Source organism: Ruegeria sp. N4 (assembly GCF_056531425.1).
In genome coordinates this window covers 204,913-220,591 of sequence record NZ_JBQFLT010000007.1, presented here as the reverse complement: position 1 = coordinate 220,591, position 15,679 = coordinate 204,913, and the positions used below count along the sequence as shown (strand labels likewise).

The window sequence follows — 15,679 nt, the reverse complement described above, 5'->3', positions numbered from 1 at the left end:
GGTTGTCTCCTTTCAGGCCAAAGATGGGAGGTCGGGCAACTGCTCGCCACTAACGAGAACGCACAGTCACTATGCGTCAGCGAACCCCCGCGAAGTCGGTCCAACACAAACCAGCGACCTTGTGCTTCTAGGATTCGATGCCGAGCTGGATGAAACCTTGCAGGCCTTCACGGCTATAGGAGCGGGCGGGAAACGGGAATTTTTGGGAGCGCGAAGCTGTCAACCCACTATGCTGAAAGCCAGTTTCAGGCACTCTCGAAAGCATGATGTTCTCGTCTCCATCGCTTGGCAGTAACGAACCGGCTTGGGAAGTGTTGGATTGCAAGCGCGAACGTGACCAGCATGGAAAAACCGCGCGCAATATCTGGCACCGCCATTCGGAAGGATACCAGCTGGTACGGATAGTCCTGACGTTCCTGTGACAACAATGTTCAACTGCTCTGTTTCAGGAAAATTGCCAAGTCCATTACGTTTGTGCCGGTTGGCCCTGTGATAAGCGCGTCTCCGGATCGGGAAAGGTAGCTATTTGAATCGAAGTTCTTTTGTGCCTCCAAAGCGCCGGGCATTTTTGTGTATGTGTTGCCGTCCACAAACGATCCAGCAGCACACGTGTCGCCGTCCGTTCCATCAGTTCCTGCGACCAGTCCAACGATATCTCTATGGCCCAGGAAGTGTCGCGCCAGCTCCAGTGCAAGTGCCTGATTGCGGCCGCCCAAGCCGTGGTTTCGGGGGAGAACGACAGTTGGCTCTCCGCCGAAAATGTACAAACCTTCCGGCCCATCTGTAATCTCTTGCGCGATCCGCGACGCGACATCGGCCACGTCCGCGTACATGTTTTCTTGGTTGGTGATCGACAAGATACCGGCTGATTTTCCAGCTTGCTCCACTGCATCACGCGCCACGGCGTTCGAAGCGACAATGTTGCATTCATAGGTAAAACTGGCGCGCCCGCCCGGGGCACCGATCCCGGAACCGATAACTGAAATACTGTCTCCAGCGACATCCGAAATTGCGAGTACGTCAACTTGTTGCCCTTTGAACGTTGCGAGTAAGCTGCCTCCCTTGATTTCAGAGATGGCTCTTCGGCGCTTGTTCACTTCATTGATGTTAGCACCTTCGGCCAGCGCGACTTCTGTCAGGGTCACAAGATCGGTGAGGCTAACTCCTTGTCTCAGATGTTCAACAAGCGACGATGCGCCGCCTGAAACGAGCATCAAAAGATGGCTGCCAACCGGGCAGTTCTCCACAAAGTTCCGAAGGCCCTTGCCGGCCTTCAAAGATGACTGATCCGGTACACGGTGACTGGTTTCGAAAGTCTTGACGTTATTTGTAAAAACCCTGTTCTCTAGATGGTCGATCTTGGTGACTAGATATGTAGGTGTCGTGTTTCGCCAATCGCCCGGCAGACCGTCAAACATAGCGGCGGCTGCTTTGCCAACGGCAACAATATGCGTAGGGCGTTTGACATCGGGCTTTGACGCCCACCTACGCACGCAAATGTCTCCCTTAACGGACGACACGGCTGCCTTAAATAGAGTCAAAAGCGTGTTTCTGTGGCTGTCTGTCATGTTATTTTTGGATCAGAGAATTAACGGGAAAGACCTCTGCCAAACCGTATCGCGTTGGCCTGATAATGCCGCGCGTTTTGGCGAAGGCCCTCGATCTGTTCTTCACTCAGTTCCCGTTTGATCTTTGCAGGTGTCCCGACAACCAGAGAATTGTCAGGAATTATCGTGTTTTCTGTGACCAAAGCGCCTGCGCCGATCAAACAGTTTCGGCCAATCGTTGCACCGTTTAGAATGGTGGCCCCCATTCCGATCAACGAGCCGTCACCGATCTTGCAACCATGGACAATTGCACCATGTCCGATTGTACAATTCCGTCCGATGACCAGCGGGTATCCGGGGTCGGAATGTAAAACGCTGTTGTCCTGAATATTGCTTCCTTCGCCAATGTACATCGGGTCATTATCAGCACGGATGACAACGCCGAACCAGACGCTGGCCTTTGCTGCAATTTCGACATTGCCGATGACATGAGACCCCGGGGCGACAAAAACGCCCTCCGCTATGTTCGGCTCCAAGCCGTCCAAAGAATGAATCATAGTATTTCCTTTTCTTTGACCGTCGAGAGCTTGGGTGGAGCGCTTGCGGACAGGCCCCGCCCGAATTGCCCGCTACATTTGGGCGTAGGTCTGCCACGGTGCAAATTCTGCTTCACCAACGTCCAATTCTTCGGAACGGGTCTTGGTCCCGGAGGCTGTTTCGAGGATGGTTTCGAAGATCCGCTGACCGGCCTCAGCCACGGATTCGTCACCTTGGGCAATTGTCCCGCAGTTCAAATCCATATCGTCTTGCATACGGTCGTACATCGCTGAGTTGGACGCGATCTTGATCGATGGCGCTGGCTTGTTTCCGTAACAAGAACCGCGACCGGTCGTGAAACAGACCATGTTGCAACCCGAAGCGACTTGTCCAGTAATCGAGACGGGATCGTAACCGGGGCTGTCGACGAAAACCAAACCATTGGCGGTGATCTTTTCCCCGTATTTATAGACACCGTTCAAATTGGTGCTGCCTGCCTTTGCCACGGCCCCCAGCGACTTTTCCAGAATCGTGGTCAGTCCGCCAGTCTTGTTGCCCGGTGTCGGATTATTGTTCATTTCGGACCCATGTTTGGCGGCGTAGTCTTCCCACCACTCAAGAAGATCGACCAGTTTTTGGCCAATTGCCGGGGATGCCGCCCGATCTGTCAGCAGGTGCTCGGCACCGTAAATCTCGGGGGTTTCCGCCAGGGCCGCGGTGCCACCATGCCTGACTAGCAGGTCAACAGCGTGGCCAAGGGCCGGATTGGCCGTGATCCCGGAGTATCCGTCTGATCCACCACATTGCAGCGCCACGCTGAGGTGGGAGGCGTCAACGGTTTCGCGTTTGGCCTTGGCGGCTTGTTCCAATGCGCTCTCAAGCCACAGCAAGCCTTTTTCAACCGATTTGCGTGTACCGCCCGCGCTTTGCAGCGTGTAGTATTGAAAGTTCTTGCTCTGAGGCCTGCCATAGGCTTCCAGCATAAGCGGGATCTGGTTGGCCTCACATCCAAGGCCCAGCATCAGAACGGAAGCAAAATTCGGATGTGTGGCGTAGCCCCAGATCGCGCATTGCAGCTTCCGAAATGCTTCGTCATCTGTGCCGATGCAGCAGCCGGCTCCGTGCACAATCGGAACGATGCCGTCAACGCCGGGATACTGATCCAAGAGGCCTGAACGCTCGGCTTCGCGGGCCAAGTGTTTGGCGGCCGAGGCGGAACAGTTGACCGAGGTAACAATGCCGACGTAGTTGCGGGTTCCGACCTTGCCGTCTTCTCTACGAAAACCTTGAAAGGTTGCGCGTTGAGACAGCGGGACAAAATCTGTTTCACTCGCTTTGGCTCCGAAAGATTGGGAGCGGTGAAATTGCGCCATTTCAACGTTGTGGACGTGTACATGTTCACCGCGCAGGATGTCGTGGGTGGCAAGACCAATGACACGCCCGTATTTGATGATCTCTTCACCGCGCGTGATGTCTGAGAGGGCAATTTTGTGGCCCGAAGGGATTGCTGATGGGGTGACCAGGTCGATGGACGAAAGTGCGGTGCCAGATTCGATGTCTTGCAGCGCAACCGCGATGTTGTCGTGGTCGCTCAGGGTGAGAATGCGCTGTTGCGTCATGGGGATTCCACTAAGTTTTGGCGTTGAGAATGTGGTCTTGCTGGAACGACGGAGTTAGCATTCCTGAGTGTGTTTCTTGTGGCGTAGCAGGGACATCAGTTTGCGGTCACGACTGACCTGTGCGGCAGGGATATCTTCAACCGGCGTTCGCGCTGACAGTTCGGTGGCCAGCTTGTCATTTGCCACGCTGGTCCAGTCGATGTTCTCGTACGAACCGATGCCAAAGCCCCGGTACATTGCCCCATAGCGCGCAACATAGTCGGTTACGCCGCCGGGAGCGTTCAGATGAATGGTCTGCATTGGGCCCATGATTGACCAGCGCAGTCCAAGCCCGTCGCAGATTGCCTTGTCGAGATCGGTGGCAGTTACGATGCCGTTGCTGACCAGACTGAACGCCTCTTCCAAAAGCGCGCCTTGCAGGCGGTTCACAACGAAACCGTCGATCTCCTGACTCAGCACGATGGTTTCGCGCTGACATTTGATCATCAACTCGTTCACTGTTTCAACAGCGCGCAGATCAGTCCATGGCGACGGAACAAGTTCGACAGCAGGATGCAAATGGGGCGGGTTTATGGGGTGTGCGACCAGACACCGCTGTCTGCCCGGGATGTGTTCGCAATAACGCGACGCGGAAATGCCCGAGGTTGAGCTTCCGATGGGCACATCTGCGCCTGCGATGGCGTCGATTGCCAGCGTGATCTCTCGTTTGATCTCGACGTTTTCGGGGCCGTTCTCCTGCACGTAGATCGCGCCCTGCACAGCGTTCTCAAGCTCAGAGGCAACGGAGATGCGCCGCAGGATTGTCGGGGCATCAGAGGCATCTATGAGTTCGAATTCGGCCAGATCCGCGATACGCTTTTCCATTGCCTTTAAAGCGTTTTGCGCGGCCTCAGGCGACAGATCATACATCGCAACATCGTACCCGGCCTGTGCAAATACCGCTGCCCAACCCTGCCCAATCAACCCTGCGCCTATAATAGCGATTTTGCTCATAAGTTTTCGTCCATGGTGTGAGGAATATCGGTGTCAGGAATTGCTTAGAAGGACACCTGGTCGCCGCCTTTGAGGCCCAGAATTTCACGGGCTTCATCGGGTGTGGCGACTTGAAGGCCAAGCCCTTCAACGATGGTCCGGATCTTGCGAACCTGCACCGCGTTGGATTGGGCAAATTCGCCGCGGCCAGCCCAAAGGCTGTCCTCTAGCCCAACGCGAACATTGCCGCCCAAGGTTGCCGCTTGCGTCGCGATGCGGAACTGGTTCGCGCCAGCGCCCAGAACGGACCAGCGATAGTCGTCTCCGAACAGACGATCAGCTGTGCGTTTCATGTGAAGGACGTCTTCGTGGTGGGGACCGATGCCCCCCAGCAAGCCAAAGACTGACTGAACAAAAAACGGCGCTTTGACCAAGCCGCGATCCGCAAAATGCGCAAGGTTGTAGAGGTGGGAGGTATCGTAGCATTCGAACTCGAACCGCGTACCGTTGCCATAGCAGGTTTCCAGAACATACTCGATGTCCTTGAACGAATTACGGAAGACGAGATCGCGGGAACCCTCCAGATGCTCGCGTTCCCATGCATGTTCGAAGGTCTTGAACCGGTTCAGCATAGGATAGAGGCCAAAGTTCATAGACCCCATGTTTAACGAGGCCAGCTCGGGTTGATATGTCGCAGCGGGTGCGGCGCGTTCTTTGACGCTCATATACGGGCTGCCACCGGTTGTGATGTTGACCACAGCGCCTGAGCTTTGCTTGATTTGAGGCAGGAACGCGGCGAACCCCTCGGGGCTTTGGTCAGGCCGCCCGTCAGGATGGCGCGCGTGCAGGTGAAGTATCGCGGCTCCGGCTTCGGCGGCGGCGAGGGAATCATCGATGATTTCTTCCGGCGTCACCGGCAAGTGGGGCGACATGGACGGCGTGTGAATCGCGCCGGTTACGGCACATGTGATGATGACTTTGCCTGCGCCGTTGTTTCTATTTTCTGTTGATTTTACATTGATTGTCATAGTGTTACCACATTTCCGTCTACGGCAAGAGATTGCCCTGACAAGTTCACGCCAGCGTCCGAGATGAGGAATGCGACAGTTGCCGCGACATCATCGGGGCTCACCATGCGACGCATGGAAATCTTGTTGAGATATTCGTCCTTCATGACCGCATCGCTGACACCCGTGGCGACAGCCTGATCGTGGATCACCTTTTCCATCCTCGGCCCTTCGACGAACCCGGGCAGAATGGCGTTCACGCGAATATTGGAGGGGCCTAACTCTTTGGCGAGGCTTTGGGTTAGGCCGATGACGCCGAATTTGGCTGCTGAGTACGGGGAGCGTCTGGCGTAACCATGCTTGGCAGCAGCAGAGGCCATGTTGACAAGCGCGCCGCCGCCCCTTGCTTTGATCATGGGTATCGCCCTTCGAGCGGCCAGGAACTGACCGGTCAGGCAGATGTCGATGCACCGACGCCAGTCTGCGGGCGAAAGGTCTTCGAGATTGCCGGTTGGCCCGGCAATTCCAGCATTGTTCACCAACGCGTCCAGCCCGCCAAAAGCTTCCTGAACCTCGTCAAAAAAGCCATCTATCGCTTTTTCGTTCGAGACGTCCGCCTCAACCGCGATGCATCCCTCAAGCTCAACGCAAGATCGACGCAGCGCGTCTGTATCGACATCACAAATCGCGATCTGGGCACCTTGTGAATTGAGCATCCTTGCTATGCTGAACCCGATTCCGCTGGCACCGGCTGTGATCACGACTTTCTTGCCCTCCAACCCCGGCAGGGACATCTGCCTTGCCTCTGTCTGGTTACTAGATGAGTTAGTGGTCATGTCACCGCCTCTACTTGCCGAAGACCGCATCCGGGACCCAGAGCACAAGGCTTGGCCAAATGATAAGAAGGGCAAGACCAGCCAGTTGCAGCGCTACAAAAGGGATGATGCCGCGATAGATGATGCGGATAGAGATTTCGGGTGGGGCGACGCCTTTGACGTAGAATAGTGAATAGCCGAAGGGTGGCGTCAGGAAACTGGTTTGCAGATTGACCGCCACAAGCATGGCGAACCACAAAAGTTGTTGTTCACGGGATATCCCTAGCCCAAAGTCCAATCCCGCTACGATAGGCGCAAAAAGTGGAAGGACGATAAAGCTGATCTCGACCCATTCCAGGAAGAACCCCATGATGAAGATCAGCAGAAGCAGGATGCCCAGTGTGCCGTAAGCACCAAGATCGAAGAACAGGATTGCGTTCTCGATCATCTTGTCACCCTTGAGGCCCTTGAAGACCATGCCAAAGATCGTGGCGCCAACTAATACGCCTAGTATCATCGCAGAAGTATTGCCTGTTTCTCGGACGCAGCCGGACAGGGTTTTAAAGGTCAATTTGCGATTGATGGCCGCGAGGATCATCGCACAAATCGCGCCTAGACCTGCGGCTTCGGTCGGGGTGGCCGTACCCGTGGCAATCGACCCAAGAACAGTCAGGATAAGAACAAGCGGTGCAAACAAGTCGCGCAGCAGCGCCAGTGCTAGGGATCCTTCGGCTGGAACCTGTGTTGATACAGGGGCATCGGTTGGCTTCGTCAACGCAACGAATACAATATAGCCGATGTACAGGCCACCCAACAGCAGGCCAGGAACTACGGCCCCCAGGAACAGCTCGCCAACGGAAATCTGAAGAATATCGCCCACCAGAACCAGCATGATCGAAGGCGGAATCAGAATTCCCAGAGTGCCCGAGGCCGCAATGGTGCCAACAGCCAGCTCCGGCTTGTATTTCTCGCGCAACATAATGGGCAGAGCCAGTGTGCTCAGCATGACCACCGAAGCACCAACGATGCCAGTGCTGGCCGCCATGATGATGCCCAACAAGGCCACGGAAATGGCCAGCCCGCCTCGTCTCCGACCCAATGCGCGCTCAAGCGAATAGAGAAGGTTTTGAGCTAAACCGGATTTGTCGAGCATCGCACCCATGAAGACGAACAGGGGCACCGCAAGCAAAAGCCAGTTTTCAATAACGCCTGCGTAGATGCGCGAGACGCCAATTTTGAGGAATGCAAATGGCAAACCGCCGATAAAAGAAAACAGAATTCCGATGCCGCCGAGAACAAAGGCAACCGGATAGCCACTGAAAATTCCCAAAAGCAAACAAATGACCATGGATAGGGGAATGATGTGTTCAATCATGGGAATCCCCCTTCCCGAACAGGCTTTTGAGTTTTTGGATAGTCAGGCCGAGACCGGCAATCAGCATCAAACCAAAGCCGATGGGAAGAAACGCCTTCAGAAAAAACCGGTCATACATACCGTCATAATCCGAACCTTCACCCATGTTGAATGACCGCAATGTGAAGTCATAACCGTGGAAAACTACGATGACGCTAAGAGGCATCAACAGAGCCAGATGGCCTATCACCTCAATGATGTCCTTCGTTTTTTTACTAAAATGCTGACGTAGGAAATCGACGCGCACGTGACGGTCGCTGACGATTGCTCCGGCCATTGTGAGCATCAGCATGATTCCAAAGAGGTGCCATTGCAAATCGCCGATACTAGAAAGTGTCAGCTTGGACCCAAACAGGAAAATGTCATTTTCCCACCGAAGGATTGTACCGACCTTGGCTGCTGACAGCGTCACGCCAATAAGAACCAGAATGAGGATGGGAATAATGAGCCAAGCCGCGGCCCGACCTATCCATACGATCCCGCGAAGAACCGTATGGACAGGGCCGATACCACGATTTGGATCACTCGGTGGAGCGTCCATATCGTGTGCCATTTTGGCTTACTCGGCGGGGAGAGTTTGCAGGCCGGTCCAGCGTCCCGACGACGCCACGAAGTCCTTCATCGAGTGGTAGGCCTCGCCATAAAGCGCATCTTTCTCGGCTTCGGCACTTAGCACACGTTCTGTAGCAATCCGCAGTTCCGCAAGAACTTCGTCTGGGAAGGATTTGACAATGGTGCCACCCCCCTCGAACACTTCGATCTGCGGCGTTTGGGCCGCAGGGGCATATTGCAACGTCCAGGCCATACTGACCTGACAGGCCGCTTCATACATCGCCTGTTCAGCCGCGCTCATGCCATTCCAGACATCCATATTGATCATCAGCACATCGACGCTGCCCGGCTGGTGCCATCCCGGATAGTATTGATATTTTGCGATCTGGTTGAAGCCAAAATCCTTGTCGATAATTGGCAAGGAAAATTCGGTCGCATCGATGCGGCCACGTTCCAACGCAAGATAGATTTCGCCTGCGGGCATGAACTGAGCTGATGCGCCAAATTCGTTGAGAACACGTGCACCAACGCCACCCATACGCATCTTCAGACCATTAAAATCTTCGACTGAATTGATCTCTTTGTTGAACCAGCCGCCCGGTTCGGGCGCGGTGATGTGGCAGGCCAGTACCTTAATGTTCAGATCGTCAAACCCGCGCTGAACGATTTCGAGACCACCGCCCACATGCAGCCAAGCCGCCAACGCATCTGGTCCGGCCCCAAAGGGGGTTGCCCCGATCTGAGCCACTGGGATTTTGCCGCCCCATTGACCAAGGAAGCTCCATCCCGCCGGGATCGCCCCGGAGCTAACGTTATCAAGAATCTCACCTGCGGGAACCAGTTCGCCTGATCCATAGAGTTGCAGACCAACATCGCCGTCGCTCATGTTGCGCAAGGTTTCATCCATGATCTTAGCACTGTCCGCCAGGAACGTCAGATCCTTTGGAATGCTCATGTGGACGTCCAGAATATCTGCGGATGCCGAAGTCGCGCCATAAGCCATGGAGCCGGCAACAAGGCTCGCGGCAATTTTCGAATATTTCACTGTATTCCTCCCGTAACTATGCCCGACACGAACATCCATAGCGGCCAGTTCGTAAGGCTGGTGCATGATATTTTGATTATTGATCAAAAATCAACTTAATAATAATTGCCCATTGTTGCGCATGATTCCAATTGGTTGGATAGGTTTAGGCTGACTTGGGGACCTCACCTAACACTACGATTCTAAGAATCGAGGCCGAAAATGAAATTCCTGAACATCGCCTATCACGATGTGCATCTTGGACATTCGACACTCTGCAAAATCGACAACGCGTTCTTGCTGCATGCTTCAGGCAGGCGTGCCATCATCAAACAAAGTTTTCACCAGCACGTCATAAGCATCCGAAATGTCGAGAAACAGTTCCTGCGTGGCGGTTGGTTCGTCGCCGTCGCGAATGGCTTGCACAATTTTCCGGTGATGATTGTTGGACACTTTGTACTGATTTTTTCGCTCCAGTTGATACAGATGCGGGCTGACCCGTAACCAAAGGGTGTTGATGATGTCGATCAAAACCGGAGAGTGCGACTGTTGATATATCCTTAGATGAAACTCGTAGTTGGCCTTGATATATCCCTGTACATCGTCGGATTGCTCTGCTGCCTCCAACTGCTTCAGCAGTATCTCGAGCTCGGTCAAAAACGCATCGTCACGATTGGCCAGCGCCCATTTGACAGCCAACGTTTCAACTTCCAGGCGCACATCGCGCAGGTCAGTCAGTTCGTCATATCCGAGGCTGGGAACGCCCAGCGAACGCCCCGATACATTTGCCACCACTCCAATCGCCTGGAGACGCGTGAGCGCCTCGCGAACAGGCATGGCGCTCACGCCAAACGCTTCGGCGACCCGAGCGACATGCACCGCCTGACCAGGTGTAAATTCACCTTCGCGCAAAAGAGTGCACAATTGATCATAGACCTGATCGTGAAATTTCTCTTTCTGAATCGGTTTGGCATTTTTGAGCATGACCCATCTATTCGCACACATTCAGTGAGGAAATCCACCTTACATTACCACTCCATGTCACCCAATTCAGCGGGTATCGGACAAGAGGAGTTGACCGCCCCTTCCACCGCGCAAACTGTGAATTCAAGTAGGGCCAGCCTTGCAAAAAAAGAATGCAGCAAATGTCGGCGTAGTGGGCAGTAAGCACACTATTGCAATGACTCTTCTAGAGTCTGCTAAGGGGTTCTTTTCGGTGGTTCGCAACGTAACAGGCCTACCACGTTTTGGGTCGTTCGTTAAACTTTGCAAAGTCCGCTTTCTGCGCATTGCTGTCATTGGAGCTTCGCGCAGCATCAGGCAATTTGGGCTCGATGCGGCCATTCTCTGCGGCTTGCATGATTGGCTGGTCGCAGCGCTAAGCGGACCTTCGTAGCAAGGCTTTGCAGTTCCGGCATCAAACTATAAGCCGTCAGAAGTTGATAGGAGGTGTCGTCACACTGGTCAGCGTCGCCGTTGCAAACAGGATAAGGACAACGGCCAACATCTCCATTGAAATCGACCGCCTGAGTGAAGTCGTGGCACTAGGTTCTTTGGCCCTGAGAGCCGGAACAAATCTCAGCTTGTTCAGCGCCGCGAGGCCAAGAAGGGCAGAAACGATCACGACCTTGGCCAAAAGTACCAATCCATAGGCCGTTCCGAACAAGTCGGCCACAGTGCCCGAAAGCAGCCACGCGAGCGCTGCACCCGCAACAATCAGGACGGCAACTCCATAAGCAGCGACATTGCCAAAGTGGCGCAATAGATCGGCCCCATTAGGAGTGAGCGCCGCTTTGCGCAAAGGCAGGAGAGCACCGACCCAAAACGCGGCAGCCAGTAGATGCAAAACCAGCAAGATTGCGAGAGCCGCCCTGGGCTGTCCGAGCGAGTGTCCCACCTGAGCAAAGGAAATCGCTATGGCAAGGCTGCCCGCCAAAGCAATCCATTGCCCGGCACGGGGGAGTAGGATTGCCAACATCGCGAATTCACCCACCGCTCGCCAAATCGCGGCGGTGCCAAGCGGACTGTCCCAAACAAAGCCAAGCATTATTGGGTCCGTCGCGCCATCAAAGCTCATCCCGGATATCCGCGCCGCTCTGATGCCGAAACGTAGAGCGAGCACGGCGAGACCGAGAAGCGCCGCACCGACCGCGAGTTGACGTGCAAGGCGCAAAACAGATGCCTCGGCGCGCTTGGCAAAGAGGACCGTGAATAGGACGCTACCCATCGCCAACAGCGCCGCACCGTAGCCAAGTGCCTTCGCCAAAATGGCCAAGACGACGACACCATCTATAGGGGCCAGTCCGATCACTCAGCGACCGTGAAAGAAAAGCTGCCCTGCATCGGGTGACCGTCTGAAGCCATACCTCGCCAGTCGAAGCGGTAGCTTCCGGGAGCAAGCTCCTCCAAAGGCATAGCCCGGAATTCCGTGTTGGGGTCCATACCCGTTTCGCGTTCAATTTCGACGTCGCCATCGGGTGAGGTCAGCGTGACCGAGATGATGCGCATCGGATCATCGAACCGCATGGAAAGCTCTGGCACGTCAGTGACAGTCGCGCCGTCTGCCGGCGTCGTATCTTCGGACTTGGAATGCGCTGCCGCAAGTATTGGAGCCATTGCTACGACCAAGCCGAGAAGAGTTTGTTTGATCATCTGAGTTTTCCTCTATTCGGATTGGGCATTCAGCTCGTCGTGGTACTCACGAAGGTCATTGGGCCAGGTTGACTTGATAAAAGAAAGAACCGCTAGGATTTCGTCATCGCCGAGCACACTTTCATAGACCGGCATACCGGTTGGGGACGCATTTTCCATTAGTCCGGCCAGGCCAAATTTGGTCAAGGTGAAGAGCGTTTCATCATCGTGGTGCCACGTATGCCCTGTGGCGTCGTGCGGCGGTGCCGGTAGCAAACCATCCTCGCCGCGTATCTGCCAGTTTGGCTGTCCTTCCAGGCGTGCTCCGTGGCAGGCAGCACATTGGTCCGCGTAGATATCTTGGCCAGTTGCGACCAGTTCGGCGTCATCCGGCCTCAATAGACCGACGGCCTTAGAGGGCTGGGCCAGAACGAAAGCTAGGGCGAAACCGGCGAGCGCAAGCCCACCGGTGACCAAGAGTGTTGTGCGCCCTAGCATCAGGTGTGGAACGGCTGTGCGTTGCCAGCGCGGTAGTATACCGTACCGGCTCCAGCCTCTCCCCCAAATGCAATGACGTCGTAACGGGCGGACGGATCGTCGCCCATACCAGGGGAGCCCATTGGCATGCCAGGAACGGCAAGCCCTGTAATGTCAGGCCGATCCTTCAACACGGCTTCCAGTGCTTCGAACGGCACATGGCCTTCAAAGACATAACCATCGGCTTCAATGGTGTGACAGGATGCGAGGTTCAGCGGGATACCCCGCGCTGACTTCTGTGCCTCGGGGTCGGTCAGTTCCTCAACGGTTACGGCGTAGCCACGTGCGCGAGCCAAGTCGGCCCACGCGTGACAACATCCGCAACCTGGTGAACTGAGCACGTGCATTGGGGTGCCTGCACGGACGGGAAGAGCTGTCGCGATGAGAGCAGTTGCAGACATTGTGGTGAATTGACGACGTGTGATCATGTCTGTCGGTCCTTTGATGTGAAATTTGAACGGAATGCGGGCGAGCGCCCGTTGCCATTCAGGCTTTCGGAGGACCGGTGGGAACACCCAGTGCGAGGCCCGAAAAATCGGCTCCAGCGTGCGTCACACCACCCACTGAGATCACCAATGGAGCAATAGGCGAAATCCCCGCCGTGGCGACGAGATCACCAAAACAGGATGTTGAACCCATGCCGCTGGTGGTGTCGCAACAATCCGCAACAGCTTTCTCGGCATTAGCCAACGGATCGTCGTCCGCCATTTGAGCATGATGACCAGAATGATCCGATCCATGGGTCAAGCCATGCTTCACGGACGCTGCGGATGCGCCAGAGAATGCAACAACAAGAAGTATCGACAGGACCAGGCGAAACATACCAAATACCTACTGGGGGCACGTGGTTTTGACAAGTTACGAGGATGGGTCGACGCAAACGATCCTAGTTGCACCCATTATGGGTGCGCCACATCTCTGGATCATGTCCGTCCGGAACAGCGGAACATGGATCACCTGAAAGTCCGGTACAACTGAATTTTGACTGATCTGCGTATTAGTCAGCAACTGCAAGGTCAGCAGATAGGCGTTTAGCCTAAGGTGTTTCCGGTGATGAAGGTGTACGAACTTTCGACCAGGCCGATGACGACATCCAACTCTTCTGGTGTGGTCGGAGTATAGATCATGACAAAGCCACTCCATCCGGGACGTTGATTGGCCCAAGGGTGTCCTACGGCCCAGCCAGCCTCAATTGCCCGTCGGGCCATTGCGGGGTGCAGCGAAGCGTGCAAGCTGCCATCAGGATGCATATGCGCAAACTCAAACCCACCGACGATAGAGTTCGGTTGGGACAACAACATGTCGTGATCAAGCTGAAAACCAATCGCACCAGGCAATGATATGCGTGTCGGGCCAAGTGTGACCCCCGGGAATTGCGCAACACGCTCCAGCAATAGCTGGGCCAATTCGGCATTAATTTCGACACCGATCTGAGTATGTGGTACGCCGCTTGTCGTTTCGGGACGAGGCGAGGTGCGCTCGGGCAAGGAGCGCTCTTGTGCGGATACCATCGGGCACATCAATGCCACCGCTGTCGCGGCAGCCGCCAGTAGTTTCAGGAACACATTCATTTGTTGTCAGCCGGTCAAAAGTTAAGAATGAGCGCTCGGTGCCATATCAGTTCCCTTGCACACATCATTCAGCCTTTAACGCTTCGACATTGATCAAGACTGCTATTTCGTCGCTCACCGCAGGTGCAAACGCCCCAAGTCCGAACTCAGACCGCACGATAGTCGCCGTGGCTGCCAGCCCCAAGGTCGGCGTGCCCTCCTTTTCGCCAAAAGGGAATGGCGCTGATTTGTTAAGCGTTGTTTCCAGAACAACAGGTTTGGTGACGCCATTCATGGTCAGGTCGCCAGAAATATTCGCGGAATTGTCCCCGGTCACTTCAATGCTGGTTGAGGCGAAAGTGACCACGTCATCGTCACTCGCGCTAAAAAAGTCATCGGACATGAAGTGTTGCAAACGGGCATCCCAGCCCGTGATCATGGATTTTATAGGCATAGACACTGTGACAGATGACGCAGACGGATCATCTTCATTGAACTCAATCTCACCGCTAAACCCTGAGAACATTCCAAACGTTTCTGAAAATCCGATGTGGTCGTAGCTGAACAGTACCTGGCTGTGCCCGGGGTCCAGCTCGTACGTACCACTCTCGGACAATGCGGTTGTCGCGACCATCGATAAGAGTACCGCTAGCGGGGTTGCTGCCACTTTGAACATTGATACGCTCCCATTTTGACAAGACGTGTTCGCGGAATTGAGTATTGAGCTTTAGTTTTTGGCTGGCAGTACTTTTAGAACAAAATGTTCTACTGTGCAACAAGATGTTCGATAGGAGGGGTGATTGAAAGAAGATCCTAGGCTGATCGCCACACGGCAGGCCGCGCTTGATGCGGCGCAAAGGATACTGATGGATGAGGGCGTGCTGCACGTAACTCATGGCGCAGTTTCGAAGGCAACTGGCATTTCGCGCAGTACACTTTACAGGCACTGGCCAGATGCGCGCAGTCTGCGTGATGCAGCATTCCGGCGCATCGCAACACCGCCAAACATACCGCCCAAAACCGATGGCCCGCTACGATCTGACCTGCGCTGGTTACTCGGTGTACTGATGGGAGCCTTAAATGACACACCGTGGGGCCAAATCGCGCCTCAGGTGGTCGCTGCTGCGTCCACCGATGCAGAAGCGCGGTTGGTAATCACTGAATTCATGAAAGACAGGTTCGCAAGTGTTGAAGCAGTACTTGCAGCCGCAATAGACCGCGGTGAGATAGCCGCGGATGCACCGGTTGACCAGCTCATAGAACTAGCAATCGCTGCACCCTACTTCCGCAAGCTCATACGTTACGAGGCACTGGACGAAGAATGGTTGGACAGACATGTCGATCTGCTTTGCAGTATCGCGAAAACCAATTCGGGACAGTGACCATTGCCTGACTTTGCAATCAAAGCGACCAGCAACGGACGCGAGAATACGGCAGAGCATCAAATCATGATCAATGGCATGTTCAGCCAGTT

General features: G+C 54.8%; 18 protein-coding genes. 1 reads left to right on the top strand and 17 read right to left on the bottom strand.

The features are described from left to right. Window positions 1-431: 431 nt before the first annotated feature. From ACR0LW_RS13255 to ACR0LW_RS13175, 17 genes are all read right to left on the bottom strand, one after another. Window positions 432-1,568: a DUF4147 domain-containing protein gene (locus ACR0LW_RS13255; RefSeq protein WP_480882914.1), complete on the bottom strand. Its 1,137-nt coding sequence runs from the start codon at window positions 1,566-1,568 to the stop codon at window positions 432-434. Between the two features lie 20 nt (window positions 1,569-1,588). Next, window positions 1,589-2,104, bottom strand: coding sequence for a gamma carbonic anhydrase family protein (locus ACR0LW_RS13250; RefSeq protein ID WP_480882913.1), 516 nt, complete (start codon window positions 2,102-2,104; stop codon window positions 1,589-1,591). 72 nt (window positions 2,105-2,176) lie between these two features. Then, the gene (locus tag ACR0LW_RS13245) at window positions 2,177-3,703 is read right to left on the bottom strand and encodes an altronate dehydratase family protein (protein ID WP_170709981.1); all 1,527 of its coding nucleotides are present in this window, start codon (window positions 3,701-3,703) and stop codon (window positions 2,177-2,179) included. 54 nt (window positions 3,704-3,757) lie between these two features. Further along, window positions 3,758-4,696, bottom strand: a complete 939-nt coding sequence (locus ACR0LW_RS13240) for a 3-hydroxyacyl-CoA dehydrogenase (protein ID WP_480882912.1) — start codon at window positions 4,694-4,696, stop codon at window positions 3,758-3,760. 44 nt (window positions 4,697-4,740) lie between these two features. After that, window positions 4,741-5,703, bottom strand: a complete 963-nt coding sequence (gene kce, locus ACR0LW_RS13235) for a 3,5-dioxohexanoate:acetyl-CoA acetone transferase (RefSeq protein ID WP_480882911.1) — start codon at window positions 5,701-5,703, stop codon at window positions 4,741-4,743. Continuing rightward, window positions 5,700-6,476, bottom strand: a complete 777-nt coding sequence (locus ACR0LW_RS13230; RefSeq protein ID WP_480882910.1) for an SDR family oxidoreductase — start codon at window positions 6,474-6,476, stop codon at window positions 5,700-5,702. Before ACR0LW_RS13230 ends, kce begins: the two co-directional genes overlap by 4 nt. A gap of 52 nt (window positions 6,477-6,528) precedes the next feature. Next, complete coding sequence (locus ACR0LW_RS13225; RefSeq protein ID WP_170515324.1) at window positions 6,529-7,872, bottom strand: TRAP transporter large permease subunit; 1,344 nt, start codon at window positions 7,870-7,872, stop codon at window positions 6,529-6,531. Then, window positions 7,865-8,464 (bottom strand): TRAP transporter small permease subunit, encoded by a 600-nt coding sequence (locus ACR0LW_RS13220; RefSeq protein WP_480882909.1) that lies wholly within the window; start codon window positions 8,462-8,464, stop codon window positions 7,865-7,867. The genes ACR0LW_RS13225 and ACR0LW_RS13220 overlap by 8 nt, the downstream gene beginning before the upstream one ends. 6 nt (window positions 8,465-8,470) lie before the next feature. Next, window positions 8,471-9,508: a TRAP transporter substrate-binding protein gene (locus ACR0LW_RS13215; RefSeq protein WP_170515330.1), complete on the bottom strand. Its 1,038-nt coding sequence runs from the start codon at window positions 9,506-9,508 to the stop codon at window positions 8,471-8,473. Between the two features lie 288 nt (window positions 9,509-9,796). Then, on the bottom strand, window positions 9,797-10,471 hold the full coding sequence (locus ACR0LW_RS13210) for a GntR family transcriptional regulator (RefSeq protein WP_170709972.1): 675 nt from the start codon (window positions 10,469-10,471) through the stop codon (window positions 9,797-9,799). Window positions 10,472-10,919: 448 nt separating this feature from the next. Next, window positions 10,920-11,753 (bottom strand): copper resistance D family protein, encoded by an 834-nt coding sequence (locus ACR0LW_RS13205; protein WP_480882908.1) that lies wholly within the window; start codon window positions 11,751-11,753, stop codon window positions 10,920-10,922. Window positions 11,754-11,794: 41 nt separating this feature from the next. Further along, window positions 11,795-12,139 (bottom strand): copper resistance CopC family protein, encoded by a 345-nt coding sequence (locus ACR0LW_RS13200; protein WP_480585030.1) that lies wholly within the window; start codon window positions 12,137-12,139, stop codon window positions 11,795-11,797. A 12-nt stretch (window positions 12,140-12,151) separates the two neighbouring features. Next, complete coding sequence (locus ACR0LW_RS13195) at window positions 12,152-12,616, bottom strand: c-type cytochrome (protein ID WP_480781631.1); 465 nt, start codon at window positions 12,614-12,616, stop codon at window positions 12,152-12,154. Next, window positions 12,616-12,951, bottom strand: a complete 336-nt coding sequence (locus ACR0LW_RS13190) for a DUF411 domain-containing protein (RefSeq protein ID WP_480882907.1) — start codon at window positions 12,949-12,951, stop codon at window positions 12,616-12,618. The genes ACR0LW_RS13195 and ACR0LW_RS13190 overlap by 1 nt, the downstream gene beginning before the upstream one ends. Before the next feature lie 190 nt (window positions 12,952-13,141). Continuing rightward, window positions 13,142-13,477: a hypothetical protein gene (locus tag ACR0LW_RS13185; protein ID WP_170451089.1), complete on the bottom strand. Its 336-nt coding sequence runs from the start codon at window positions 13,475-13,477 to the stop codon at window positions 13,142-13,144. A 209-nt stretch (window positions 13,478-13,686) separates the two neighbouring features. Beyond that, window positions 13,687-14,226: a luciferase domain-containing protein gene (locus ACR0LW_RS13180; RefSeq protein WP_480882906.1), complete on the bottom strand. Its 540-nt coding sequence runs from the start codon at window positions 14,224-14,226 to the stop codon at window positions 13,687-13,689. 64 nt (window positions 14,227-14,290) lie between these two features. Further along, a complete protein-coding gene (locus ACR0LW_RS13175) occupies window positions 14,291-14,881 on the bottom strand; it encodes a YceI family protein (protein ID WP_480882905.1) in 591 nt (196 codons plus the stop codon). A 124-nt stretch (window positions 14,882-15,005) separates the two neighbouring features. Between ACR0LW_RS13175 and ACR0LW_RS13170 the strand changes: the two genes are divergently transcribed. Further along, window positions 15,006-15,587, top strand: a complete 582-nt coding sequence (locus tag ACR0LW_RS13170; protein WP_480882904.1) for a TetR/AcrR family transcriptional regulator — start codon at window positions 15,006-15,008, stop codon at window positions 15,585-15,587. The last annotated feature ends 92 nt before the right edge of the window (window positions 15,588-15,679 follow it).

What these genes read in the sequence shown, in the direction of transcription:
- ACR0LW_RS13220 (WP_480882909.1), bottom strand. Translation starts at nt 8,464, where the DNA reads ATGGCACACGATATGGACGCTCCACCGAGTGATCCAAATCGTGGTATC.
- ACR0LW_RS13180 (WP_480882906.1), bottom strand. Translation starts at nt 14,226, where the DNA reads ATGAATGTGTTCCTGAAACTACTGGCGGCTGCCGCGACAGCGGTGGCA.
- ACR0LW_RS13185 (WP_170451089.1), bottom strand. Translation starts at nt 13,477, where the DNA reads ATGTTTCGCCTGGTCCTGTCGATACTTCTTGTTGTTGCATTCTCTGGC.
- ACR0LW_RS13250 (WP_480882913.1), bottom strand. Translation starts at nt 2,104, where the DNA reads ATGATTCATTCTTTGGACGGCTTGGAGCCGAACATAGCGGAGGGCGTT.
- ACR0LW_RS13195 (WP_480781631.1), bottom strand. Translation starts at nt 12,616, where the DNA reads ATGCTAGGGCGCACAACACTCTTGGTCACCGGTGGGCTTGCGCTCGCC.
- ACR0LW_RS13255 (WP_480882914.1), bottom strand. Translation starts at nt 1,568, where the DNA reads ATGACAGACAGCCACAGAAACACGCTTTTGACTCTATTTAAGGCAGCC.
- ACR0LW_RS13200 (WP_480585030.1), bottom strand. Translation starts at nt 12,139, where the DNA reads ATGATCAAACAAACTCTTCTCGGCTTGGTCGTAGCAATGGCTCCAATA.
- ACR0LW_RS13210 (WP_170709972.1), bottom strand. Translation starts at nt 10,471, where the DNA reads ATGCTCAAAAATGCCAAACCGATTCAGAAAGAGAAATTTCACGATCAG.
- ACR0LW_RS13175 (WP_480882905.1), bottom strand. Translation starts at nt 14,881, where the DNA reads ATGTTCAAAGTGGCAGCAACCCCGCTAGCGGTACTCTTATCGATGGTC.
- ACR0LW_RS13240 (WP_480882912.1), bottom strand. Translation starts at nt 4,696, where the DNA reads ATGAGCAAAATCGCTATTATAGGCGCAGGGTTGATTGGGCAGGGTTGG.
- ACR0LW_RS13230 (WP_480882910.1), bottom strand. Translation starts at nt 6,476, where the DNA reads ATGTCCCTGCCGGGGTTGGAGGGCAAGAAAGTCGTGATCACAGCCGGT.
- kce (WP_480882911.1), bottom strand. Translation starts at nt 5,703, where the DNA reads ATGACAATCAATGTAAAATCAACAGAAAATAGAAACAACGGCGCAGGC.
- ACR0LW_RS13225 (WP_170515324.1), bottom strand. Translation starts at nt 7,872, where the DNA reads ATGATTGAACACATCATTCCCCTATCCATGGTCATTTGTTTGCTTTTG.
- ACR0LW_RS13245 (WP_170709981.1), bottom strand. Translation starts at nt 3,703, where the DNA reads ATGACGCAACAGCGCATTCTCACCCTGAGCGACCACGACAACATCGCG.